Origin of the sequence: Nevskia sp. (assembly GCF_023266035.1) — a bacterium.
Taxonomy (GTDB): domain Bacteria; phylum Pseudomonadota; class Gammaproteobacteria; order Nevskiales; family Nevskiaceae; genus Nevskia.
This window is the reverse complement of sequence record NZ_JAHFRY010000023.1, coordinates 15,258-39,262: the sequence shown is the minus strand read 5'-3', so window position 1 is coordinate 39,262 and position 24,005 is coordinate 15,258. Positions and strand designations below refer to the sequence as shown.

Sequence of the window (24,005 nt, the reverse complement as noted above, 5' to 3'; positions counted from 1 at the left end):
TTGAGGCCGTATATCCCGAATGGTAATGGCCATAACTGGCACAAAGCCGTCTCGAGAGTAACTGGACCTGATGACTTGCGAGCTGCTTGAGCGGTGAGCGAACAAATAGATGGGGTCACGTCGATTCAAGCAGAAACCATTGTTTTTGTTATTGATGCGGCACCTTCGGAACTTCGCAGGCAAGGCGGATGCTGAATCGAGCGCCCGGTCCACGTTCAACATCAAGGGGCCGCATCAATAACAGCGCCAGCGTTCAGCGAATGTCGTAGCTGAAGGTCACCCCAACGATGCGCGGCTGACCGGCGTAAGCAAAGGCCGTGTCGCCGAGGTTGACCACCGAGGCGCGGTAGAACTCGTTGGTCAGGTTGCGGACAAAGGCGGTGACCTGCCATTGCTGGCCCGGAGCCGAGAAGCCGAGGCGCAGGTCGATGATCTGGTGTTCGTTGAGCTTGAAGACCGGATCGCCTTCCAGCGTCGAGTTGGTTTCGCCGGTGTGGGTCCAGACCACACCGGGCGACACGTTCAGCGAGTTGTCGATGGTGAACGTGTAGTTCGCCAGCAGGCTGCCTTGCAGATGCGGTGCGTAGTTGAACGGCCGGCCGGCGAAATCGAAGTCGTCGCCGGTGGCGGTCTGGCCGACGAACTCGATGACCTTGGTGCGGACATAGGAACCGAGGGCGGTCAGGTTCAGGTTCTTGATCGGCAGCCAGGTGGCGGTGATCTCGCCGCCTTCGACGCGGGACTTCGGTACGTTCTGCAGATACTGCAGGTTGCCGAAGATCGGGTCGCTGAAATAGGTCAGCAGCTGCTTGTTCTTGTAGTCGTAATAGAACGCCGCGCTGTTGATCTGCACCCGGTTGTCGAACAGGCCGAGCTTGGCGCCGACTTCATAGGCATCGAGCCGCTCCTGGACCACCGGCGCCAGGCTGGCCTGATCGACCGAGAACACGGTCGGGAAGCCGCCGGACTTGAAGCCGCGCGTGTACGAGCCGTAGAACAGCGTGTCCTTGATCGGTGTCCAGCTGAGCACGCCGCGATAGGAGATGTTGTCCTGCTTCAGATGATCGCTGTACAGGCCGGTGTTGCCGTCGGCGTCGACGCTGCCGCACTCGCCAGCTCGAACGATGGAATTGCCGCCACGGGCGAGGCTGGCGACGGTGAATAGCGTCGACAGTGGAATGATCGAATCGTTGTCGGCGTTCTCGTAAGTACAGCCGCTGTAGGCCTGCGCTTCACGCGAGTAACGGACGCCGGCGGTGAGCTTCAGCGTTTCGATGAACGCCCAGGAAGCATCGGCGAAGGCGCCGTTGGAACGGATCTGGCCATCGCCGCGTGCCGAGCCGCGGTTCAGCACCAGCGGCGTGAACAGCGGCGGCGTCAAGCCGAACAGCGGGAAGTTCAGACTGTTTTCCGAGCCACGGCCTTCGCTGACGATGCCGTATTCGTCGTAGTTGGAATTGACGCCGACCAGCCAGTCGGCGCTGCTGCCGATGGTGCCTTCCAGTCGCACTTCACCGGAGACGGTGCGGATGTTGCCGGTCAGGAACTGATCGATGTTCTCCAGATCGGTGCCGCCCTGCGGCAGCGCCGAGCCATCGGAACGCACCTGCGAGTAGGCGAACAGGCCGATCAGCTTGAGGTCCTCGTTGATGTTCCACTGCGGCCGCAGGGTGGCGTTCCAGAAGTTATCGTTGAGGCCGAAGCCGCCATCGGGATTCCAGTCGCCGACCTTGTTGCTGTTGTTGTTCGGGATCAGCGGGTAATCGCGCAGGCGTGGCGAGATCGAGGCATTGCCGGGCACCAGCGGGTTCTGCGGCCGAATGTCGACTGCGTACGGCGCCTGCGGCTCGCTCTTGTCGATCCAGCCGGACACGGCCAGGCGCACCGAGACGTCCTCGATCACATCCCAGTCGGCGATACCGCGCGCAGCACGCTTGGAGATCTTGCCGAGCCGGTCATCCGGCCGCGTGTTGCTGGTCTGCCAGCCGGTCTGCGATTCGCTCAAGGAGCCGGCGAGGCGGACCCGCAGCTTGTCGGTGATCGGGCCGCTGACAAAGCCTTCGGTATCGAATCGGCCGTAGCTGCTGCCGGTTGCTTCGATACCGGCCGCGAAGTCCTTGGTCGGCTTGTTGGCGATGTAGTTGATCGTGCCGCCCGTGGAGTTGCGGCCGTACAAGGTGCCCTGCGGCCCCTTCAGCACTTCGACCCGGCGCAGGTCGAGATTCGGGCCCTTGGTCATCACCGGATAGGGCAGGGCGACTTCGTCGAGATAGACGCCGACGGTCGACTGGTTGGCGAAGCTGGAATCGGCGAAACCGACGCCACGCAAGGTGTAGATCGGCGTGTTGAAGCCGGAATCCGCCGCCGTGAAGCCGGCCACCAGCTTCGACAGATCACGGGTATCGCGCACGCCGACGGCCTTGAGATCTTCGCCGCCATAAGCGCTGATCGAAGCCGGGATGTCATCGATGTAGCCGTTGCGGCGAGTGGCGGTGACCACGATCTCTTCGATGCGGGCAACGTCCGGCGCGACGGTAGTCGGGCTTGCCGTTGCGGTCACGGCTGGGACTGGTTCTGCAGCGGGTGCTGCATCAGCTGCTGGGGCGGCCGTGACCGGATCGACAGGCTCCTGCGCCAGCGACGGGACCCAGGGGGCGACGAAGCTGCCAAGCGTGGCAGCGGAAACAAGGGTTCGAAGGGTGTTCATCGCGCTTTAACGTTGCTGGAGTTTGGGAATGCGTTCCTGCACGAGACGGCGGCGCGTCTCGGCATCGGGGATAGCGGCAACCGCCTCGACCAGTTCGCGGGTCAGGTGCGGTGCGAAGCGCTGGATGAAATCGAACATGAAGCCGCGCAGGAACATGCCCTGGCGGAAGCCGATGTGCGTGGTGCTCGGCTCGAACAGATGATCGACCGGCAGGCTGACCAGATCGGCATCAAGCGTTTCGTCATACGACATCGAAGCAACGATGCCGATGCCCAGCCCGAGCCGGACATAGGTCTTGATGACGTCGGCATCGACCGCCGTCAGCACCACGTCGGGCTTCAGGCCCTGGGCGGCAAAGGCCTGGTCGAGCTTCGAGCGGCCGGTGAAGCCGAAGGTGTAGGTGATCACCGGATGTTCGGCGATCGCTTCCAAGGTCAGCTCTTGCGGCTTGTCGCGATAACGCAGTGCGAGCGCGTGGGTCGGCGGCACCAGGATGCTGCGATTCCAGTGGTAGCAGGGCAGCATCACCAGCTCGTCGAAGTGCTCCAGCGCTTCGGTGGCGATGGCGAAATCGGCAGTGCCTTCAACGGCCATCTTGGCGATCTGCGGCGGGCTGCCCTGATGCAGATGCAGGGCCACCTGCGACCAGGCCTGGCGGAAGCCGCTGATCACCGGCGGCAGCGCATAGCGCGCCTGCGTGTGCGTGGTGGCCACACTCAGATCGCCGCGGTCGGCGGTCCGGAATTCGGCGGCGATGTTGCGGATGTTGTCGGCTTCCAGCAGCAGGCGTGCCGTGTATTCGAGGATGCGCTTGCCGGCCGGCGTGATCTCGGAGATGTGCTTGCCATTGCGCACGAAGATGTCGACGCCCAGCTCGTCTTCGAGCAGGCGCACCTGTTTCGATACGCCTGGCTGCGAAGTGAACAGTGCATCGGCGGCGGCGGTGACGCTCAGGCCGCGCTTGGAGATTTCCTGCACGTAATGCAGTTGACGGAGTTTCATGACGCTTCCCTTGATTCTTGATCGTTATGGTTTTTCAGCAGGGCTTGCTTGCCCTTCAGCAGAACGTCGATTTCTCGTTCAGCAGAACGAAGCCTCGGTCGCGCGATAGACGCCGTCATGGCCGGCCAGCGACAGCAGGCTGCGATCGACCCAGCGCGTGTTGCTGAGCCACAGGCCGTTCCAGTCGTAGCCATCGGCGCGATGCAGCAGCTCGATGCGGCCTTCGGCTTCATCGAGAAAGACGATGCGGTTCTGCGGCCCCAGCCAGGCATCGAGGATGTGGCGGAAGGCGCGGTCGTAGATCAGCTTCCGCCGGCTGCTCAGGAACGGCGCCAGGTAGTCGTGCACCAGATGCCAGGTGTCCGAGCGCCCGGCCTGGCGGATCTCGACCTTCGCGGTGCCGTTGTGCATCAGATAAAGACCGGGCGCGATCTTGAACGGATGCAGGTTCTCGACATGTGAAGAACCGCGCGTGCGCCGCCGGAAGTGGAACGCGCAGTTGCGCCCGGCGAATTCCTCGGCCAGCCGGGTGGCGAGCGCCACATCGGCATTGGCGCTGCGCTCGATGCGCAGCTTGCCGAAGGCGTCGAAACCCATGAAGCCGAAACCGTCCGGGTTGTACTCGGCCGCCGAGCGCAGCAGCTCGATGGGCGTCGTATGTTCTTCAGGCTGGTGGATGATCAGGCACATGGGCGCGGTGCTCGGTAGCGAGGGAAGAAGGCCGATTAAGACGGGCTCAGATCTTCGCGAGCATCACTTCCGTGGCCTTGAACACAGCCAGCACTTCGGTGCCCACCTGCAGGTTCAGGCTCTTGATCGAACGGGTGGTGACGATCGAGGTGACGATGCCGGACTCGGTCTCGACATCGACTTCGGACACCACTGGGCCGAGCACGATCTCGACGATCCGGCCGGGAATTTGGTTTCTGCTATTGATCGCGTGGATGACCATGACTCGCTCCTGCAACGCGGTGGTTGATAACGGAACGAGACTGTACGGGGCGATTGATATTCAATAAAGAAATATAAAGGAATTTTTATATATCAATTTATGGAATAAGGGCGGCGAAAAACGCCCGGGCGAGATTTCGCGCCGGGCGTCGTTGTTCACAATCAGCAAGGTGTGCTGCAGCCTTCCCGAGTCTGTGGAAAGGCGGCAGCCAGCAGCTTCAGCCGGCGTGCAGCACCGCCAGCAGCGGCTCGTTCGCGGGTTCGCGACGAGAAGGTTGTGCGGCGTCGATGACGCTCAGCAGATGCCGCGCCAGGCTCTGTGCCTGGCCGCGGATCTCCGGCACGGCGGTAGTTTCCCAAAGCTCGCCCTTGCGGGTCGGGCCCAAGGTGAAGATGCGTGCCGAGGCGCGGCCATCGCGCTCGACCAGACCGCCGGCAGCGTCGGTTTCCAGGCCCAGGCCCAGCGTGTCGACGGTCGCCAGTCCCTGTTCGCGCAGTGACTGCAGCAGTGGATGGTTCAGGCGCCGGTAGTTGCTGTCCGGGCCGGTGCAGTTGACGACTCTCTGCACGGTGAGGGTGATCGTCTGTTTGCCGCCGCGGGTGCGCAGTTGCACCTCGACAGCATCGCCGTTGTCCGCGTAGCTGACCGGCCGAGCGGCCAGCACTTCGAGCTGACCGCGCTCGGTCAGCCGGTTGACGGTCTCGACGATGCGCGGCGCCGCGCGATGGCGGTGGATGTCCCAGTAGGTGCGGGCATGGCGCAGGAAGCGCTGCTGCTCCGGGCGCGACAGACGCTGCCACAGGCGCTGGCCGTGCGGGCGCAGCGCATCCATCACCGAGCGCCAGTCGCCGCCTTCGGCGATCACCGTATCGATCTCGTGGCGGATCACGCGCATCAGCTGGCGCACCGTCGGCGGCACCGCGAACAGATCGAAGCTCAGCACATGCCGGGGCGCCACCGCATGCGCGCGCGGCAGCAGGCCGCGCCGCGAGACGACATGGATCGGCCCGCGGTGGCCGCGCTCATGCAGAGCGGCCAGCCAGTCCAAGGTGGTCAGGCCGGAGCCGATCAGCAGCACGGCATCGTCGTGACGCACCGAGATCAAACCATGCGTGGACCAGGCGTGGCTCTGGTACAGCGGACTCGAATAGAAGGATGGATCATCGGCCGGCGGATCAGCCGGGCCGGGGTTGCCCATCGCCAGCACCACGCGCTGCGCGGTGATCGGGTTGCCCTTGGCCAAGCGCAGGCGGATTTCACGCTCGCTGGCGGCAACGCCGAGCACCTCGTCATGCACCAGTTCCAGGCGCACGTCGCGCCGCGAGGTGGCAGCGGCTTCGGCGAGGATCGAACGCAGGTAGACGCCATAGAGACGACGCGGCAGGAACGCGGCCGGGTTGACCAGGGCTTCGTCGCCGCGATGTTCGGCGAGCCACTTCAGAAAGTGCGAAGGCTGATCCGGGAACGCGCTCATGCCTTCGGCACGCACGTTGAGCAGATGACAGTCCGGCTGCTCGCGATAGGCCACGCCAAGACCGGCCGCGTCGGCGCGTTCGATCAGGATGACTCTCAGCGGGCCAGTCGCTTCGCGAAGCAGGTTGACGGCGACCATCGTGCCGCTGAAGCCGGCCCCGATGATGGCGACTGCTGGACAGCGTGCGTCAGTGTTCGAGGTCGACATGGGATTCCAATCTGCAGATGAGGAAGTATGCGAGGCCGCTTGTTATATCGGTATGACCTAATAATTAAATGTTGCCGCTAGGCACCTGCGATCGAGTTATATCGAGCAAGGCTGATGCGCAGAAAATGGCCTTTAACCCTTGTCTGAATCTACTGGTTGATAATTGCATAAGCAGGTTTCGCGCCGGAATAAGGCGCCCCATCAAGCAGCACGGCTGCTCTGATGGAAGATCGCCGGCGATCGCGGGAATAGACGTTGGCCGACTGTCTTCGGAAACGACAAAGGGCGGCGACCTCGCGGTCGCCGCCCTTTGTTCAGGACCGCCCGGCGTGAAGGCTGGCGGTCAAGACTTCAGCAATGGCCGATCAGGCCACCGCGTCCTTCAGCTTCTTCAGCGGACGCACGCGGATCTTCAGCGAGGCCGGCTTGGCGGCGAAGGTCTGCTCCTGGCCGGTGAAGCGGTTGATGCCCTTGCGCTTCGGCTTGGCCGGAACCTTGACCGCCGAGATCTTCAGGTAGCCCGGCAGCACGAACGAGCCTGCGCCCTTCTTGCTGACCGACGAAGCGATCGCGCCTTCCAGCGCTTCGAGCACCTTCTTGACGCCCTTCGCTTCGATGCCGCTATGGGTGACGAGGTGGGCGATCAGCCCGGTCTTGTTCAGCGTTTCCTTGATCGGCTTCAGCGCTGCCGGTTCAGCGGCCTTCGGCTTGGCGGCTGCTTTGGTCGCAGCAGCCTTGGTCGCGGCCGGCTTGGCAGCGGCCTTGGTCGGGGCGGTCTTGGTCGTGGTCTTCGAGGCTACTTTGGCCATGGGGCTCCTGATGTCTTTAGATGTGATTGTGTGATTGCGCCAGTGCTGCAAGCTTGTTGCAAGCTCACGACTACCGCCGGCACGCGAGTATAGGTGCTTGCGCGCCGAATTCCTCATTCTGCTTGTCGGCGTAGCTTATCCGTTGATCGCAGAGTTACCGAGAACGCCCAGCATCAAGCCGCAACGGGCTCCGGTCAACGGAGTGCGAACCCCGGCCAAATGGCTGGGGTGAGCGGCTATCAGACCCGCCACAATCCAGCTTTCACAATGGGCTGCGATGGCGCGCAAGCGCTGCAGCAAGCTTGTACAGGCCCGTCAACGCTTGAATCTCCCTCGAACCGAACCTCCGAACTCAATGCTGACTGAAGAACAAAGACTGGTCGACGACGCCGCGCGCCGCTACTCGCGGGAAGTGCTGGCCCCCGGCGCTGCCGCGCGCGAGAAGGCGCTGGCGATCGAGCCGGCAGTATTCGAAGGCCTGGCCAGCATCGGCCTGCTCGGCATGACCGTGTCGCCGGACTGGGACGGTGCAGGCGCCGATTACGTTTCCTACGCGCTGGCGTTGATGGCCGTGGCCGAAGGCGATGGTGCGGTGTCGACGGTGATGTCGGTCCACAACGCGCCGTTCTGCGCGATCCTCGAACGCTATGGCTCGGACGCGCAAAAAGCCGACGTGCTGCGCCCGGCCGCGCGCGGCGAGTTCATCGGTGCGTTTGCGCTGACCGAAAGCCAGGCCGGCTCCGATGCCTCTGCATTGCGCACCCGCGCCGTGCGTCATGGCGATCGCTACGTCATCAACGGCGCCAAGCAGTTCATCACCAGTGGCAAGATCGGCCGCTACACGATCGTCTTCGCGGTCACCGATCCGGCCAATCCCAAGCGCGGCATCTCGGCGTTCCTGGTGCCGACGGAAACCACCGGCTACAGCGTGTCGAAGATCGAGCACAAGCTTGGCCAGAAGGCTTCCGACACCTGCAGCCTGCAGTTCGATGACCTGGAACTGCCGCTCGACGCAATGATCGGCGGCGAAGGCGAGGGCTACAGGATCGCGCTCTCGAGCCTGGAATCAGGCCGCATCGGCATCGCCGCGCAGAGCGTCGGCATGGCGCAGGCTGCACTTGAAGCGGCGATCCGCTACGCCGGCGAACGCACCTCGTTCGGCAAGCGCTTGGTTGATCATCAGGCGGTCAGCTTCCGCCTCGTCGATGCCAAGACTCGCCTCGAAGCGGCGCGCCAGCTGGTGCTGTCGGCAGCGCGGATGAAGGACGCCGGTATGCCCTGTCTGGAACAGGCCTGCATGGCCAAGCTGTTCGCATCGGAAACCGCGGAAGCGGTCTGCTCGGTGGCGATCCAGACCTTCGGCGGCTACGGCTATGTCGAGGATTTCCCGGTCGAGCGCATCTATCGCGATGTCCGCGTCTGCCAGATCTACGAAGGCACCTCGGACATCCAGAAAATTATTATTGGGCGCAGCCTGTCGGCTGCTTGAGGATCATCGGCCGCAGCCTGGCCGCTTGATCCTTAGCGCAGCGATACCGATACCGAAACCGGCGTCTCGCTGCGATCGAAGCCATACAGCACGCAGATCACCAGCAGCGCTGCAGGTGGTCCGGCGTAGGGGTGCAGGGCCGCGGCCAGGATCGGCGCGACCAGCACCAGATAGCGCAGACCCCAGCTGTACAGCACGCCACCACGCCGCACGCAGACTCGTCCGGCATCGTTCCAGCGCTGCCGGGCCGGCGATTCGCTGGGCATGCCGATGATGAAACCGGCATGGTTGTAGTAGCGCACGGCCATCGCCGAGCAAACCAGTGACGCGAACAGCAGGCTCAGCAGGACCAGCTCGAGCATCAGGCTGGGCGTGATCAGGACCAGGCCATCCGGGTCGTTGAAACGAGCGTGCAGTGACGGTGCCGCGAGGCTCACCGTGGCCACCAGGCCGAGCACGGCGGTCGAGGCGGTCATCGTTGCCGACATCAGCGAGTTGCGCAGCGTCTGCACGGCGAGCAGTTCCGAACCCGGATGGCCGGACACGGCCGCGAACCATTCCTCGCGCAGCCGCATGTGCGAGGTGCGGGCAACGCGCTCCGGCGTGCGCCAGCGCATCAGCGCCTGCACGGCTTCGTAGGCGATCAGCACCGCGATCGTCGCCAGTGCCGCGATCCAGGTGTGCGAGTTATTCATCGTGGTGAGCGGTGCTGTTGCGATGGCCCCGTGTCAGCCAGAACGCGAACAGGCCGGCGGTTGCCATCATGATCGGGCTGTACAGCGTTGCCGGGATCGCCATCGTCGGCTGGTTCAGCAGCAGCGGCGACAGTGCGATGGCGATGGCCAGTGCCGAGTTGTGGACGCCGATCTCCATGCCGATGGCGATCGCCTGCGGGCGGCCGAGGCCGAGCAGTCGTGGCAGCTTGTAGCCGATTGCCAGACTGATCAGGTTGAACAGCAGCGCAGCACTGCCGACGCTGGCCATGTGTTGGGCAATGGTCTTCCAGCCGCTGACCATGATCAGCACCACCAGCAGAATCAGGAACAGGACCGAAAACAGCTTCACGGGGGTCTCGAAGCGGATCGCCAGCGCCGGCCGACGATTGCGCAGCAGCATGCCGACCAGCACCGGCACGATGACGATCGCCACCACCTGCGCCACCTTCGAGAATTGCAGCGGCACGCTGCGCGCCTCGCCGATGAAGTGCACCAGCGCCAGGTTGATGATCAGCGGCAGGCTGATGATCGCCAGCACCGAGTTCACCGCCGTCAGCGTGATGTTGAGCGCCACGTCGCCATGTGCCAGATGGCTGAACAGATTGGCGCTGGTGCCACCGGGTGAAGCGGCGAGCACCATCAGGCCGACGGCCAGTTCCGGCGGCAGCGCAAAGGCGAGGCACAGCCCGAATGCGATCGCCGGCAGGATCAGCACCTGCACGACCAGCGCCACGGCGACAGCGCGCGGCTGGGTCAGCACGCGACGGAAGTCCGCCGTGGTCAGCGACAGACCGAGGCCGAGCATGATCACGGCCAGCGCGATCGGCAGATAGGTGGAGGAGATCGTCGCCAGCATTGGATCGGGAGACCGGTGAAGCAAGGGCCGCTACTGTCCCGATTGCTGCGCTGCGCTGTAAAGCGAGGGACAGCCCGGCCCAGCAGAAGGATTCTCAGAAACTGAACTCGGTGACCTTGTAGCCGGCGTTGCTCGGAATCCGCAGCGTCCGCGTGCCTTGAGCGCTCTCAACGCCAGGGGCCTGCTCGACGACTTCCGGCAGCACCATCACTGGCGGCTGCTTGCGGGCTGCGGCCAGCGCGCCGGCGACGGTGGTCTGCTCGCCGAGCTTCTCGACGTTCAACAAGGTGGCTGGCACCAAGGTGCGAGTGCCCGCCGCTGCTTCGGCGAGCACCGCCGCCGGGCGCAGCCAGACCGAGTCGACCATCTCCCGGCCGTCATGACCGGCCACCTGTTCGGACGGCGCCACGGCAAGGAAGAAATAGGTATCGAAGCGCTTCGGCATGAAGGTCGGCGTGACCCAGTGCGCGAACGGCACCAGCGCTTCGCAGGCCAGTTCCAGGCTTTCACTTTCGAGCATCTCGACGATGCCAATCGCGCCGGAGTCGAGCGGCTTGCGGTAACGATCGAGCGCATCGAGCACCTCAGCGCCAATGAGCTTGGACGCGCCACGCTTGCGCGCCAGCAGCACGCCGCTTTCCTCGAAGGCTTCGCGAATCGCCGCGACTCTCAGCGCCAGTTGCTCGGTCGACAGGCCATCGGCGCCTGAGCACAGTTGGGTAAGACGCGGATCGCTGTCGCCGGCGGCAAGCTTGCCGCCCGGAAACACCAGCGCGCCGGATGCGAAGTCGATCTGCTGATGGCGCACCACCATGAACACTTCCATCTGGGCTTCAACCTTTGCCTCCGTAGCGGCGGGATCGTCGCGCAGCAGCAGGATGGTCGCCGCGAGGCGGGCAGGGGCGATGGCGGCTTCGGACATTTCGGTTTCCGGGGACGGGCAGATTGGAGAGAAATTGATACGGTACGCTACTATTTTTTGCGGTCCGCCAGTTGCCCATGTTGACTGAAATGCACAATCGCTCGATCGATCCCCAAGGCCTTGCCGAATGGTTTCGCCGCCGCGCGCTGCGGGCGCCGGAGCGGGCAGCGCTGAGTTTCAAGGATCACACCTTGAGCTACGGCGAGATGCAGAAAAGCATCGAGCGGATGGCGGCGGTGTTCGTCAGCGGCGGCGTGCGGGCCGGCGATCGAGTCGCCTGGCTCAGCCTCAATCACTCGCTGATCATGGTCGCGCTGTTCGCCTGTGCGCGGATCGGCGCGATCTTCGTGCCGCTGAACTTCCGCCTGTCGCGGCCAGAACTGGCCGACATCATCAACGATGCCGGCGCACATACGCTGGTTGCCGATACGCAGCACGCCGCAGTGATCGAACCGGCGCGTGCCGAGCTGCCTTGCCGGCGCTATCTGTTGCTCGACGAAGCCGAGCTTGGCTGGGGTTCGCTGAGCGCTGGCATGTCCGACGAGTTGCCAGTGCCGGCTGCGGTCAACGGCTTGCCCGACGATGTGGCGTTGCTGATCTACACCTCCGGCACCACCGGCCGGCCGAAGGGTGTGATGCTGAGCAACGGCAACCTGTGGACCAACAACATCAACTGGCTGCTGGCCAGCGATTACACCTCGCAGGACGTGACCTTGAACTGTGCGCCGCTATTCCATGTCGGCGGTATCTGCGTGGTGCTGCTGCCGACCCTGTTGGTCGGCGGTCACGTGGTGCTGCAGCAGAGCTTCGATCCGCTGCAGTTCCTGAACGATCTGGAACGCTACAAGGTCACGGTGACCTTCGCAGTGCCGGCGATGATGCTGTTCGCGTCTCAGCACGAGCGTTACCTGAGCGCTGATCTGTCGGCGATGCGCCTGATCGTCGCCGGTGGCGCGCCGGTGCCGGAACCACTACTGCACACCTACAACGCCCGCGGCATTCCGGTCAGCCAGTGCTACGGCATGACCGAAGCGACGGCCGGCGTCACTTTCCTGGAAACCGAGCGGGCAATCACCAAGCTCGGCTCTTGCGGCCGGCCCGGTTTGCTCACCGAGGTCAAGCTCATCGACCGCGACGGCAACACCATCACCACGCCCGGCGAGCGCGGCGAAATCTGCATGCGCGGCGGCAACATCACCCAGGGCTACTGGAACCGGCCGGCGGAGACCGCGGCCGCGCTCGATGCCGACGGCTGGATGCACAGCGGCGACGGTGCCTGGGTCGATGCCGACGGTTTCTACACGATGTGCGATCGCATCAAGGACATGATCATCAGCGGCGGCGAGAACATCTATCCAGCCGAGATCGAAAGCCTGCTCTACGAGCATCCGGCGATCGCCGAAGTCGCGGTGATCGGCGCAGCGGACGCTCGCTGGGGCGAAACCGTGGTCGTGATCGCGGTGCTGAAGGCTGGACAAGGACTCGATCTGGAGACGCTGCTCGCCTTCGTCGCGCCGCGGCTGGCGCGCTACAAGCTGCCGAAAGCGCTGCATGTGATCGAGACGATGCCGCGCAACCCGAACGGCAAGATCGTCAAGACCGAGTTGCGGAAAAGGTTCGCGTAGGTCGGGCCGCGCCCGACGCTTCCGGCTTCGGCGCCGCGTCGCCCGAGGGGCGACCTACGAGCGCGTGATCGCCCACCAGGCCGGCAGCAAGGCCTGCACGTCTTGCCGCGCATAACGGCGATCGACCAGCACCACGGTGCCGCGATCGCTGTGATGGCGGATCACCCGGCCGGCGGCCTGCACGACCTTGCGCAGGCCGGGATACAGGTAGGCGTATTCGTAGCCGGCGCCGAACAGCGTTTCCAGCCGCGCCCGCATCGCTTCGTTGACCGGGTTGATCTGCGGAATGCCGAGCGTCACCACGAAGGCGCCGATCAGCCGCGCGCCGGGCAGGTCGATGCCTTCGGAAAACACGCCGCCGAGCACCGCGAAGCCGATGCCCTGATTTTCTGCATGGAAGCGTTCAATGAAGGCGAGACGCGCCGGTTCGTCCATGCGCCGCTGCTGGGCCCAGACCGGCAGATCCGGATGGGTTTCGATCAGCCGGGCGAGCACGCGATCGAGGTAATCGAAGCTGCTGAAGAAGGCCAGATAGTTGCCCGGCTGCTTGCGGTACTGCGCGGCGATCAAAGCGACGATCGGTGCCAGCGAAGCTTCGCGGGCATCGAAGCGGGTCGAGATGCGGCTGGCGATCTGCACTGACAGCTGATCGGCCGAGAACGGTGACGCGATGTCGAGCCAGGGCGTGTCATCGGCCAGCCCGAGCAGCTGGCGGTAGTAGTCCGGCGGGTTGAGCGTGGCCGAGAACAGCACCGCGCCATGAGCAGCGGTGAATCGGGGACCGAGGAACGGCGCCGGCACGATGTTGCGGACACACAGGGTCGAACCGGGCTTGGTGCTGAAGGCATCCGGTGCATGACGACTTAGATCGACCATCGAATGCGGACCGAAGCTTTCCGCCAGCCTCACCAGGCCGATCGCATCGAAGAAGAACTGCTGCAGGTCGAACGGCAGGCGTTCGCCGGTTTCACCGAGCAGCCTGCTGGCGGCGGCGATGAAATCCGAGAGCGCATCGATCAGCGCAGCGGGCAAAGCCTCCAGCGCTTGATAGCCATCCGAGGCATCGGGATTGGCCGCTGGCCAGCGGCGCTGTACGCGATTCAGTGAAGCGCGTAGTTCGTCGGGTGCAGCCTTGCGCGCGCGCTGCAGGGCGCGCTGATCGAGCGTTGCCGAGTACATGTCGCGAGCGCGATCGACGAGGTTGTGGGCCTCGTCGACCAGCAGGCCGATCTTCCAGTCATTGAGCACGGTCAGGCCATGCAGCAGCGCGTGGGCATCGAAGTAATAGTTGTAATCGCCGACCACGACATCGGCCCAGCGGACCAGCTCCTGGCTCAGGTAGTACGGGCAGACGACATGCTCGGCGGCAACCGTCTGCACGCTGCGCTGATCGAGTTTCGCGCTGCTCACCGCCGCAGCTCGCGCGGCCGGCAATCGATCGTAGAAGCCTTGCGCCAGCGGGCAGGACGCGCCGTGGCATTCCTTGTCCGGATGCACGCAGCTCTTGTCGCGCGACACCAGTTCCAGCACGCGCAGCGCCGGCTGATCGCCCTGGATCAAAGCCAGCGCGTCCAGCGCCACTTGCCGGCCGGGCGTCTTCGCGGTGAGAAAGAACAGCTTGTCGATCGGTGCGCGGGTGCAGGCCTTCAGCGCCGGGAACAGCGTGCCGAGCGTCTTGCCGATGCCGGTTGGTGCCTGGGCGAGCAGCGGCTGCTTGTTCAGGGTCGCTCGATACACCGCGGCGGCGAGGGCGCGCTGGCCGGCGTTGAACTCGAGGTGCGGGAAAGTCAGGCCTTCGATCGCCTGATTGCGCGCCAGCCGATGCGCCTGCTGCTGGCGCGCCCAGGCCAGATAGCTCGCCGCCTGCTGCTCGAAGTACTCGAACAGCGCTGCCGCCTCGTGGGTTTCACTGATCGAGGTTTCGGTTTCGTCGTCGATGCGGAAATAGACCAGGGTCAGCGTGACTGACTCCAGCCCGCGTGCCCGGCACAGCAGTGCGCCGTAGACCTTCAGCTGCGCCCAGTGCAGCGCGCGATGGTTATCGGGAATGCGCGCGCTGTCGCCACGATGGGTCTTGATCTCCTCGAGGTCGTTGCTGGCGGCGTCATAGCCATCGGCCCGGCCGCGCACCCGTAGTTCCTCGTGCCGGCCTTCGAGTGTGACTTCACGCTCGTAGCCGTCCGGACGCCGTCCGGTGACCGTGGCGTGGCCGGCAATGCCTTGCTGGCTGGTCGGTGCCGGCGTGAAGCGGCGATCGAGATCGCCGCGCTTGGCAGTGAACTCGACCAGCTCGCGCACCGGCACGATGATCGTCGCCACGCCCTGCTCGGTTGCTGCCACAGGCTTGGCCGCTGCCTTGGCTCGGGGCTTCGCGGGGCGGGCTGGCTTGCCAGTTGTGGATGCGGTGGTCACGGCTGCGGCATTCTGCCGGGATGGATCGGATGGCGCGTCATTTGCTCACCCGGTCTCGCCCCCAGAATCGGAGTTCCATTCAGTGTCCAGCCTGCCCGACAAGGTTCCAGCGACAGCCCCCGAGCCTTTCATCGCGGCAGACCGGCAGATCGCCGAGTTCACGGTGCGCGCCGTGGTGCTCGGCACCTTGCTCGGCATGGTTTTCGGCGCTTCCTCGCTGTATCTGGTGCTCAAGGTCGGGCTGACGGTCAGTGCCTCGATCCCGGTGGCGGTGATCGCGATCACCCTGTTCCGCCTGGTTTCGAAAGCCGGCGGCCGTGATTCGACGATCCTCGAAAACAACATCGTCCAGACCGCCGGCTCGGCCGGCGAATCGATCGCTTTCGGTCTGGGCGTGACCCTGCCGGCGATCCTGATCCTCGGCTTCGATCTCGACATCCTGCGCGTCCTGTTGGTCGGCGTGCTCGGCGGGCTGCTCGGCATCCTGATGATGATCCCGCTGCGGCGCAGCTTGATCGTCTCCCAGCACGAGACGCTGAAGTATCCAGAAGGCACCGCCTGCGCCGAAGTGCTGAAGGCTGCAGAGTTATCGAAGGGCAGCATTGATGACAGCAGCGCCAACGCCAGCCGAGCCGGAATCATCTTCGCGGGCTTCGGCATCGGCCTGCTGTACAAGGCGCTGAACGTCGCCTTCAAGGGCTGGAAGGATGTGCCGGAGCAGGTCTTCGGCGCGCCGCTGAAGGCGGGCTCGATCAGCTGCGAGATCTCCCCTGAATTGCTCGGCGTCGGCTACATCATCGGGCCGCGGATCGCTGCGCTGATGTGTGCCGGCGGTGTGCTGGCCTATCTGCTGCTGATCCCGATGATCGCCTTCTTCGGCGATGCGCTGACCGTGCCGCTGGCCCCTGGCGTCAAGCTGATCCGGGACATGAGCCCGGACGACATCCGCGGGGCCTACGTGCTGTACATCGGCGCCGGCGCGGTGGCGGCCGGTGGCATCGTCAGCCTGATCAGGGCGCTGCCGATGATCTGGCACAGCCTGCACGACGCGCTGCGGAGCTTCAGCGGCGCCGGTGTCGGCCAGAACGGCAAGCGCACCGATCAGGACATCCCGATGAAATGGGTGCTGATCGGCTCGCTGCTGCTGGTCGTCGCCATCATGCTGGCCACGCCGCTGCAGATGAACCTGCTCGGCGCGCTGCTGATCCTGGTGTTCGGCTTCCTGTTCTCCACCGTGTCCTCGCAGCTGACCGGCGAGATCGGTTCGTCGAGCAATCCGATTTCCGGAATGACCGTGGCGACCCTGCTGTTCACCTGCCTGATCTTCCTGCTGGTCGGCTGGACCGGCGGCCCGTACTACGTCACAGCACTTTCGGTCGGTGCGATCGTCTGCATCGCGTCCAGCAACGCCGGCACCACCTCGCAGGATCTGAAGACCGGCTATCTGGTCGGCGGCACGCCGCGCCTGCAGCAGTACGCGATCCTGTTCGGCGCGCTGGCTTCGGCGCTGATGCTCGGGCCGATCCTGATCAAGCTCAACGATGCCGCTACCGTCTACGTGCCGATCGCGCAGGTGGCGCCGGGCTTGAGCACCGACGCTGCAAAGCTCACCGAGACCGCGATCCTGCAAGGCCCGCAGGCCGCGCAGGATGACCATCGCTATCGGGTCTGGCACAAGACCGATCTCGCCGGCGGCCCAGCCGGCAAGTACTTGGTCGATGACGACGGCAAGGTCGTTTACCTGGTCGATCCGGGCATCAACGGCGCCTACAAGCAGCGGCCGGATGGCAGCGAAGTGCGCAAGTACGACGCGCCGAAAGCAGTGCTGATGTCCTACATCATCAAGGGCATTCTCAATCGGCAGCTGCCCTGGGCGCTGGTGCTGTTCGGGGTGATGATTGCCCTGGTACTGGAAATGTCCGGCGTGCCGTCGCTGGCGTTCGCGGTCGGCGTCTATCTGCCGCTGTCGTCGTCGATGCCGATCTTCGTCGGCGGTCTGGTTCGCTGGGCGGTCGATCGCCGCCGCAACCGGCAGGCCGAACACCGCAACGCCACCGCCGAGGAACAGAGCGCAGCGGGGGACCGCAGCCCGGGTGTGCTGATGGCCTCCGGCTACATCGCCGGCGGTGCCCTGGCCGGCATCATCATCGCCTTCACCGCCGGCGTGCTGAGCGACTTCGATACCTTCATCACCGACTGGTCGACAGCCCACAATCCGTTCTTCGAAGGCAGCCACGCGGACCTGTTGTCGGTGCTGCCGTATGCGCTGCTGGTGGCGGTGTTGTACGGGTCGGGCAGGGAGCGCGCCAGGCGCGCTTCGATCGCCTGAGGTCACTGAATTCTCTTGCTGTTTCGTCAAGGATGATAGGTGCGCGTCCGCCTTGGGCCCGCTGTTCCGCACTGCGATAATCTCGTTGCTCGCGGCCCTGCCGCTCGATCTCCTCGGACCCAAACTCGCCTCACGATGAACAACATCTTCCTGCGCAATCTTTTGCTGAAACTGGCCTTGCCGAAGCTGGCCCTCGTCGGCCTCGTCGCATTCAACGTTGGCTGCCAGCGCAACACATCGGCGCCGGCAGCCGCGCCTGCAGCGGAGCCGAAGCTGGTCGACACTGCACGCATCGCCGCAGGCGACAGCGAGCCCGGCAACTGGCTGAGCACCGGCCGCACCTACAACGAACAGCGCTACAGCCCGCTGGAGAAGGTCAACGCCGGCAACGTCGCCAAGCTGGGTCTGGCCTGGAGCTACAAGGTCGATATCGACCGTGGCGCCGAAGCCACGCCCGTGGTCGTCGACGGCGTGATGTACACCACCGGCGCCTACAGCATCGTCTACGCGATCAACGCCAAGACCGGTGAGCAGCTGTGGAAGTACGACCCCGAGGTGCAGCGCTCGAAGTCCGGCAATGCCTGCTGCGACGTGGTCAATCGTGGTGTGGCGATCGGTCAGGGCAAGGTCTATGTCGCTGCCTTCGATGGCAGAGTCATCGCGATCAACGCCAAGGACGGCACCAAGGCCTGGGAAGTCGATGCCAAGGACGGTTCCGGCCGCACCTTCGCGCTGACCGGCGCGCCGCTGCTGGTCAAGAACCTGGTGCTGGTCGGCAGCGGTGGTGCCGAGTACAACGCCCGCGGCTACATCTCCGCCTTCGACACTGCCACCGGCAAGCTGGCCTGGCGCTTCTACACCGTGCCGGGTGATCCGGCGAAGCCGGACGAAAGCCCGGCGCTCACCCTGGCGCGCAAGACCTGGACCGGCAAGCAGTACTGGAAGCAGGGAGGCGGCGGCACCGTCTGGAACACCATCGCCTATGACCCGGAGACCGATCTGATCTATTTCGGCACCGGCAACGGCGTGTCCTGGAACAAGCTGGAACGCGACGAGCCGAACGGCGACAACCTGTTCATCTCGTCGATCGTCGCGGTCAAGGCCGAGACCGGCGAGTACGCCTGGCACTACCAGGAAACGCCGAATGACAACTGGGACTACGACGCCTGCGCCAACATCATCCTGGCCGATATCACCCTCGACGGCCAGCTGCGCAAAGTGCTGCTGCATGCGCCGAAGAACGGCTTCTTCTATGTGCTTGATCGCAAGGACGGCAAGCTGCTGTCGGCCGAGAAATTCGCGCCCACCACTTGGGCCACGCACGTCGATCTGAAGACCGGCCGGCCGGTGGTCGATCAGAAGGTTGCTGACTGGAGCAAGGAGGCGAAGGTCGTCGCCCCGGGCCCGTTCGGCGCGCACAACTGGCAGCCGATGTCGTTCAGCCCGAAGACCGGCCTGGTCTACATCCCGGCGCAGGAAGTGGCTTCGATGATGGCGCCGCACAAGGTGGTTGCCGACGGGGCCGGCTTCGACAACCGCGAAGGCGTCTGGAACATCGGTGGCGATCTGCCGATCCCGGCCGATCCCAAGGTCGTCGAGCAGATCGCCGCGTCGCTGAAGGGCCGGTTGATCGCCTGGGATCCGGTTGCCCAGAAGCAGGTCTGGAGCCAGCCCTACACCAACATCTGGAACGGCGGCACGCTGGCGACGGCTGGCAATCTGGTGTTCCAGGGCACGGCCGATGGCCGCGTCGTTGCCTACTCGGCGGACAAGGGCGAGAAGCTCTGGGAATCGCCGGCCAATTCCGGCGTCATGGCCGGGCCGATGAGCTATGAAGTCGATGGCGAGCAGTACGTCACCGTGATGGCTGGCTGGGGCGGCGTGTTCCCGCTGATCGGCGGCGCCATCTCGAACTACGCCAAGGTTCGTCCGGAAGCGCGGGTGCTGACCTTCAAGATCGGCGGTACCGCGAGCCTGCCGGCGCCGAAGAACGAAGCCGTGCCCTTGCCGGAACTGCAGGAATTGAAAGCCGACGCGAAGACGCTGGCCCGTGGCGCCGAGCTGTTCATTGGCAACTGCGCGCAGTGCCACGGCCTCAACGCCGTCGGCGGCGGCATCATTCCCGATCTGCGCTACCTGACGCCTGAAAAGCACGCGATCTTCGCCGGCATCGTCGCCGGTGCGAAGTCGGATCGCGGTATGCCGTCGTTCGCCGGCCGCTTCAATCCGGAAGAGGTCGAGGCGATCCACCAGTACATCATCGAGCGCTCGCACGACCTGAAACAGGCGCTCGGCAGCTCGGTCGAGGGTGCTGCCAGCGCCAAGTAGGCCTATTCGAAATTGCTCTGCCGCAAGGCCGCCAGCATCTTCACGGGGCTGGCGGCCGACACACGGCAGCGATCGGCGCACCAACGTAAAAGACAAGCAGCCTCTCAAGTTGATAAGGTTTGCGAATCATCAACCTAGGCTCAGGTCTTAATCCCCTAGTGAACACTCTTTCCTCCGCCCGGCCGGCGCCGCGCAAGCTTGCTCTCGGGCTCATTCTGGTCCTGCCGCTGATCTGGGCTGCCTGCGCGATTCCGGCCCAGGCCGCTACCGCCGCAGAGCGCGCGAAAGCGCCGCAGTCGAAGGCTCAATCGAAGGCTCCAGCAAAAGCTTCGGCCAAGGTTTCGTCGAAGCCTGCTGCGAAAGGCCGCCCGACCGTCGCTCCCGCCAAGCGCAAGGCCGTTGCCAAAGCCAAGGCCAGGGCCGCGACTAGCGATCTGGTGTTGAAGTCGAACGCAGCGCTGGTCATCGACGAAGACAGCGGCGAAGCAGTGGCGCTGAAGAATCCGGACATGGTGCTGCCGATCGCATCGCTGACCAAGCTGATGACCGGCCTGGTGGTGATCGACGCTAAGCTGCCGATGGATGAGGTGCTGGAGATCAGCAGCGCCGACGTCGATACTGAAAAGCACACCTATTCGCGGCTCGCTGTCGGCTCCCAGCTGACCCGCGACGAGATGCTGCTGCTGGCGCTGATGTCGTCCGAGAATCGCGCGGCGATGGCGCTGAGCCGCAACTATCCGGGCGGCCGTGAAGCCTTCATCGCGGCGATGAACCTGAAGGCCAAGACCTTGGGCATGGCCTCGACCCATTTCGCCGATCCGGCTGGCCTGTCCAACCGCAGCGTGTCGACCGCGCGTGACTTGCATCGCCTGCTGATCGCCGCCCGCGCCCAGCCGCTGATGCGTAGCCACACGACGCAGCTGGAAAGCACCGTGCACACCCATGGTCGTACCCTGACTTTCGGCAATACCAATCGCCTGGTGCGCGCCGCGGGCGACTGGAACATCGATCTGCAGAAAACCGGCTTCACCAACGAGGCCGGCCGCTGCCTGGTGATGCACGTCACCGTCGAAGGCCGCCGTCTGGCGATGATCTTCCTCGATTCCGACGGCACCCTGACGCGCTATGCCGATGCCGCGCGCGTCCGCCGCCGGCTGGCACTCGAAGCCAAGGCGTCCAATCAGCCGGGACCGATCGCCACCTCGGTGGCGGCCTCGTCGTCCTGATCGCCGTCGCCGGTCTGCGCTCGGCATAGCGGGTAGCCTGGTTCGCCGTGCTGTTGCGACGAGCCGGGGTTCTCTGCACCATCGCACCCGGTTCCGTGTTCGCGGAACCGGGCTAGGTCGCTTGATAGCCGAGGTCGGCAATTCGGGCTGCGAGCTTTACCGCTAACGGCAGCTGGCACGACGCGGCTACAGCGCAGGCGCATCTGCGCCGCAAGATCGAACTCGCGGCCAGCCACAGCAGCCCCACCGGCGAACCGTACCGGGTTCGCTGCCCGTACAAGGCGGGCGTTCCCAGCCGGCAGTGGCTGCTCGAAGTGCTTGCCCGGCAGCGCAGCGTTTCGCCTTGATCTGAGAGTCTTGATCGTCGGCAGTATCGCTTGTGGTGCCGACGATCAAGGCAGGCTTGAAGGCTAGGGCACCGGCACCACTAGAATCTTGTTCGATCCCGAAATGAACACGGTTTTGCCATCGGCCGATACGGCGAGCACCACGCCGGGCAGGGAGGTGCTGCCGGGATCGTCGGCAAGCGCAATCGAGCGCAGCAGAGGGTAGTTCGCGCCGGCTGCCAGCGGCGCAGTCAGGTCGTAGATCTCCAGAGTGGACCCGCTCGCGTTGGCGAAGGCATAAGCGCGCGTGCCATCCGGCGAGACCACGGACGAGCCGGTGGTCGGAATATTGCCGAGCAGGATCAGGCCGGCACTGTAGACCGACGTCTGCTGCAGGATCACGCGGCTGGCGTCTCGGCTCACCGATACCGCGAACAGATTGTTATTGGTTCCGGTCGCAGCCAGCGTGCCGCCAAAGGTGTTGAAGAACGAGACCGGCTGCGCAGGCGATACGCCGTTACTGCCGATATAGATCCGGCTGCCGTCGGCTGCGCCACCAGTCAAGCCGTTGTAGAAGTAGTTGCTCGGATAGGCGCCCGCGCCGTCCAGCGTCTTGAGCTGGAAGTCATAGAGGTACGAAGGCGAAAAGCCACTGCACTGCTTGTAGTTGTAGATGACGAAGTACTTGCCGTCATTGCCCATTTCCACATGATTCAGGTACCCGCCGCAGAAGGCGTCGGGATTCGCCGCCGTCAACTGCGCGCGCAGGCTGGCCTGAGTCAGATCGATCTCCAGCATCGAGTTATCGGAAGCTCCGACCAGCACCTTGCCATCCGGCGAGAGTGTCGCATCCTCGAAGTTCGGAGTGACCAGAGGCGAATCCGTTGTCCAGGTGCCGCCGGAATAGCGATAGATCTCGAGCTCCTGGTCAGTCGTGTTCACGGCGTAGAGCGCCTGGCGTTCCGCGTCGACGATCAGGCGCTTGCGCAGGCTCGGTGCGTTGATTGCCTGGTAGCTCATGGTCTGCGCGGCCTGCACCAGCAAGTTGGCCGAGCCACGCGACACGCCCGCCGTATTCTGGAACTGGACGTGATAGGTGCCGGCAGCCAGGCCCGGGAAGGAGACGCTGGCCTGAGTTGGATCATCCACTGCCGTGCGCGTGGCCGCCGTGGCTCCGAACAAGGCCGGGCTGCCACTGGCGAGATCGAGATTCTGGCCGCGCAGCTTGACCCGCCCAGCCACATTCGCGGTCGCCACGTAGTAGCTCACCGTCTGCATCAGCGGCAGCTGCAGGTTCATCGTCACCGGCACAGTCAACGTACCGCTGCTGGTGTCCGAATTGCGGTAGTTCAGGGTCACGTTGCCGGAGTAGCTGCCGGCGGGAAGGGATGAGATCTGCGCCGGAACGATGCTCAGCACCGCCTGTGCGAATGGCGACGATACGCCCCGCGGCTGGAGTCCACTGCAGCCACGGCACGTCGATCGAGGCCAGTGACCATTGCACCGACTGCGAGGCCGTCGACCCGCCGAGCTCGTCGCTGACCGTGACGCTGGTCTGCAGTGCCGATGCTGGCGTTGTCGAGTTGATGCTGAAAGAGACGGTCGACGGACTCACGACCAGCCTTGCGGCCTGCGTGCTCAGAGTCACTGGCAGAACCTGCGATCCCCCCGACACCGAGTCGGTGATGGTCAGCTAATTGGGCTGAGGCACGCCCGGCGCGTAACCCACCAACACGCCATCACCCGAAAACGAGACAGTGATATCGACAGGCAGGGGCGCCGCATCGCCCTGTATTGCCTAAAAGGTGATCGCCCGCGGACTCACGGAAATGCTGGTTCCGCCACCGCCACCACAGGCAGCCAGAACAGCCGCAACGACACATGCGAACACGAAGCGAATTGACACGGGTATCCCTCCCCAGATGATCTGCTGATCAATGCATCCCTGCGAGCTTACCGACAATCTGGCGCTCTCTGCGGCACGCTCCGGGAAGCCCGCCGTCATGAGACGGAAACTAGTCTATCGGCCAGGCCGAAAAATGAAGATCCGCTCATTTGCGACAGAGTATCGACACCCCGCCTTGAACAGCGGATGTAGTCCAGATTACCAGCCTGCAGTTGCGGTACTGGAGTCATTCGCCTGCGAGTATCGAATGGAGTTTCAATGCATCAGGCCACGGAATCCCCGATCCGGAACGTCTCCAGCAGGCTGCGGACTGCCGGGGGAATGTCGGCGGAACGGCGCGTGCTTTCGTCGATCATCACCAGCACCGATTCGGCGACCGCGATGCACTGCTCGGCGATGAACAGGCCTTGGACCATGCGGCAGGAGCGGGTACCGATGGTCGACACGCCAGTGCCGACCTCGACCGCGGACGGCCAGTAGGCTTCGCTCAGATACTTGATGCGGAATTCGGCGAGCACCAGCAACGCCCGCGGATCGGCATCCGGCGCCATGAAGCGGCGCAGCAGGATGGCGCGGCCGGTTTCGGCGAAGGCGGCGAAGGCCAGGTTGTTGGCATGGCCGGCCATGTCGGTGTCGGACCAGCGCACGTGCTCGTGGATCCAGTGGCCGTAGGCGGCGCGCTGTTTCAGACGTGGCTCGTTGAGCGGGTCGTTCACGGT

The 24,005-nt window shown here is 64.4% G+C and carries 19 protein-coding genes; 7 read left to right on the top strand and 12 right to left on the bottom strand.

Going from position 1 to position 24,005, the window contains the following annotated elements:
* Window positions 1-253 precede the first annotated feature (253 nt).
* From Q0D45_RS05295 to Q0D45_RS05270, 6 genes are all read right to left on the bottom strand, one after another.
* A complete protein-coding gene (locus tag Q0D45_RS05295) occupies window positions 254-2,560 on the bottom strand; it encodes a TonB-dependent receptor (protein ID WP_293389470.1) in 2,307 nt (768 codons plus the stop codon).
* A gap of 153 nt (window positions 2,561-2,713) precedes the next feature.
* Complete coding sequence (gene cysB, locus Q0D45_RS05290; protein WP_293389467.1) at window positions 2,714-3,709, bottom strand: HTH-type transcriptional regulator CysB; 996 nt, start codon at window positions 3,707-3,709, stop codon at window positions 2,714-2,716.
* Window positions 3,710-3,787: 78 nt separating this feature from the next.
* Entirely contained in the window at window positions 3,788-4,399 is a 612-nt protein-coding gene (locus Q0D45_RS05285) for a hypothetical protein (protein WP_293389464.1), read from the bottom strand.
* A gap of 46 nt (window positions 4,400-4,445) precedes the next feature.
* Window positions 4,446-4,661 (bottom strand): TOBE domain-containing protein, encoded by a 216-nt coding sequence (locus Q0D45_RS05280; RefSeq protein WP_022977384.1) that lies wholly within the window; start codon window positions 4,659-4,661, stop codon window positions 4,446-4,448.
* A gap of 217 nt (window positions 4,662-4,878) precedes the next feature.
* The gene (locus tag Q0D45_RS05275) at window positions 4,879-6,342 is read right to left on the bottom strand and encodes an FAD/NAD(P)-binding protein (protein ID WP_293389460.1); all 1,464 of its coding nucleotides are present in this window, start codon (window positions 6,340-6,342) and stop codon (window positions 4,879-4,881) included.
* Window positions 6,343-6,707: 365 nt separating this feature from the next.
* Window positions 6,708-7,151: an HU family DNA-binding protein gene (locus Q0D45_RS05270; RefSeq protein ID WP_022977382.1), complete on the bottom strand. Its 444-nt coding sequence runs from the start codon at window positions 7,149-7,151 to the stop codon at window positions 6,708-6,710.
* A 355-nt stretch (window positions 7,152-7,506) separates the two neighbouring features.
* On the opposite strand from Q0D45_RS05270, the gene Q0D45_RS05265 reads away from it, so the two are divergent.
* On the top strand, window positions 7,507-8,640 hold the full coding sequence (locus Q0D45_RS05265; RefSeq protein WP_293389455.1) for an acyl-CoA dehydrogenase family protein: 1,134 nt from the start codon (window positions 7,507-7,509) through the stop codon (window positions 8,638-8,640).
* 32 nt (window positions 8,641-8,672) lie between these two features.
* Here the strand turns inward: Q0D45_RS05265 and Q0D45_RS05260 are convergent, their stop codons facing one another.
* The 3 genes from Q0D45_RS05260 to Q0D45_RS05250 all read right to left on the bottom strand — a co-directional run bounded on the left by Q0D45_RS05260 (window position 8,673) and on the right by Q0D45_RS05250 (window position 11,134).
* The gene (locus tag Q0D45_RS05260) at window positions 8,673-9,335 is read right to left on the bottom strand and encodes a DUF599 domain-containing protein (protein WP_293389452.1); all 663 of its coding nucleotides are present in this window, start codon (window positions 9,333-9,335) and stop codon (window positions 8,673-8,675) included.
* Window positions 9,328-10,212, bottom strand: coding sequence for a bile acid:sodium symporter family protein (locus Q0D45_RS05255; protein WP_293389449.1), 885 nt, complete (start codon window positions 10,210-10,212; stop codon window positions 9,328-9,330). Before Q0D45_RS05255 ends, Q0D45_RS05260 begins: the two co-directional genes overlap by 8 nt.
* Window positions 10,213-10,306: 94 nt before the next feature.
* Complete coding sequence (locus Q0D45_RS05250; RefSeq protein ID WP_293389446.1) at window positions 10,307-11,134, bottom strand: hypothetical protein; 828 nt, start codon at window positions 11,132-11,134, stop codon at window positions 10,307-10,309.
* Between the two features lie 77 nt (window positions 11,135-11,211).
* Between Q0D45_RS05250 and Q0D45_RS05245 the strand changes: the two genes are divergently transcribed.
* Window positions 11,212-12,759, top strand: coding sequence for a long-chain fatty acid--CoA ligase (locus Q0D45_RS05245; protein WP_293389443.1), 1,548 nt, complete (start codon window positions 11,212-11,214; stop codon window positions 12,757-12,759).
* 54 nt (window positions 12,760-12,813) lie between these two features.
* Here Q0D45_RS05245 and Q0D45_RS05240 read toward each other — a convergent pair whose 3' ends face one another.
* Window positions 12,814-15,099, bottom strand: a complete 2,286-nt coding sequence (locus Q0D45_RS05240; RefSeq protein WP_293389440.1) for an ATP-dependent DNA helicase — start codon at window positions 15,097-15,099, stop codon at window positions 12,814-12,816.
* Window positions 15,100-15,253: 154 nt separating this feature from the next.
* On the opposite strand from Q0D45_RS05240, the gene Q0D45_RS05235 reads away from it, so the two are divergent.
* The 4 genes from Q0D45_RS05235 to Q0D45_RS21585 all read left to right on the top strand — a co-directional run bounded on the left by Q0D45_RS05235 (window position 15,254) and on the right by Q0D45_RS21585 (window position 21,401).
* Entirely contained in the window at window positions 15,254-17,500 is a 2,247-nt protein-coding gene (locus tag Q0D45_RS05235; RefSeq protein ID WP_293389437.1) for an OPT family oligopeptide transporter, read from the top strand.
* Window positions 17,501-17,635: 135 nt separating this feature from the next.
* Window positions 17,636-19,828 (top strand): PQQ-dependent dehydrogenase, methanol/ethanol family, encoded by a 2,193-nt coding sequence (locus Q0D45_RS05230; protein ID WP_293389434.1) that lies wholly within the window; start codon window positions 17,636-17,638, stop codon window positions 19,826-19,828.
* 158 nt (window positions 19,829-19,986) lie between these two features.
* Window positions 19,987-21,054 carry a D-alanyl-D-alanine endopeptidase gene (gene pbpG / locus Q0D45_RS05225; RefSeq protein WP_293389431.1) on the top strand — a complete coding sequence of 356 codons (1,068 nt, stop codon included), beginning with the start codon at window positions 19,987-19,989 and terminating at the stop codon, window positions 21,052-21,054.
* Window positions 21,055-21,194: 140 nt separating this feature from the next.
* Entirely contained in the window at window positions 21,195-21,401 is a 207-nt protein-coding gene (locus tag Q0D45_RS21585; RefSeq protein ID WP_366946356.1) for a DUF5329 family protein, read from the top strand.
* Window positions 21,402-21,464: 63 nt separating this feature from the next.
* On the opposite strand, the gene Q0D45_RS05220 is transcribed toward Q0D45_RS21585, so the two are convergent.
* A complete protein-coding gene (locus tag Q0D45_RS05220) occupies window positions 21,465-22,799 on the bottom strand; it encodes a hypothetical protein (RefSeq protein WP_293389428.1) in 1,335 nt (444 codons plus the stop codon).
* A gap of 11 nt (window positions 22,800-22,810) precedes the next feature.
* On the opposite strand from Q0D45_RS05220, the gene Q0D45_RS05215 reads away from it, so the two are divergent.
* Window positions 22,811-23,077 (top strand): hypothetical protein, encoded by a 267-nt coding sequence (locus tag Q0D45_RS05215; protein WP_293389425.1) that lies wholly within the window; start codon window positions 22,811-22,813, stop codon window positions 23,075-23,077.
* Between the two features lie 472 nt (window positions 23,078-23,549).
* Here Q0D45_RS05215 and Q0D45_RS05210 read toward each other — a convergent pair whose 3' ends face one another.
* A complete protein-coding gene (locus Q0D45_RS05210; protein ID WP_293389422.1) occupies window positions 23,550-24,002 on the bottom strand; it encodes a thioesterase family protein in 453 nt (150 codons plus the stop codon).
* Window positions 24,003-24,005: the final 3 nt, after the last annotated feature.

Coding starts and splice junctions, on each gene's coding strand:
- Q0D45_RS05275 (WP_293389460.1), bottom strand. CDS start 6,342: ATGTCGACCTCGAACACTGACGCACGCTGTCCAGCAGTCGCCATCATC.
- Q0D45_RS05255 (WP_293389449.1), bottom strand. CDS start 10,212: ATGCTGGCGACGATCTCCTCCACCTATCTGCCGATCGCGCTGGCCGTG.
- Q0D45_RS05270 (WP_022977382.1), bottom strand. CDS start 7,151: ATGGCCAAAGTAGCCTCGAAGACCACGACCAAGACCGCCCCGACCAAG.
- cysB (WP_293389467.1), bottom strand. CDS start 3,709: ATGAAACTCCGTCAACTGCATTACGTGCAGGAAATCTCCAAGCGCGGC.
- Q0D45_RS05285 (WP_293389464.1), bottom strand. CDS start 4,399: ATGTGCCTGATCATCCACCAGCCTGAAGAACATACGACGCCCATCGAG.
- Q0D45_RS05250 (WP_293389446.1), bottom strand. CDS start 11,134: ATGTCCGAAGCCGCCATCGCCCCTGCCCGCCTCGCGGCGACCATCCTG.
- Q0D45_RS05230 (WP_293389434.1), top strand. CDS start 17,636: ATGAACAACATCTTCCTGCGCAATCTTTTGCTGAAACTGGCCTTGCCG.
- Q0D45_RS05280 (WP_022977384.1), bottom strand. CDS start 4,661: ATGGTCATCCACGCGATCAATAGCAGAAACCAAATTCCCGGCCGGATC.
- Q0D45_RS05215 (WP_293389425.1), top strand. CDS start 22,811: ATGGCGACGATACGCCCCGCGGCTGGAGTCCACTGCAGCCACGGCACG.
- Q0D45_RS05260 (WP_293389452.1), bottom strand. CDS start 9,335: ATGAATAACTCGCACACCTGGATCGCGGCACTGGCGACGATCGCGGTG.
- Q0D45_RS05265 (WP_293389455.1), top strand. CDS start 7,507: ATGCTGACTGAAGAACAAAGACTGGTCGACGACGCCGCGCGCCGCTAC.
- Q0D45_RS05245 (WP_293389443.1), top strand. CDS start 11,212: ATGTTGACTGAAATGCACAATCGCTCGATCGATCCCCAAGGCCTTGCC.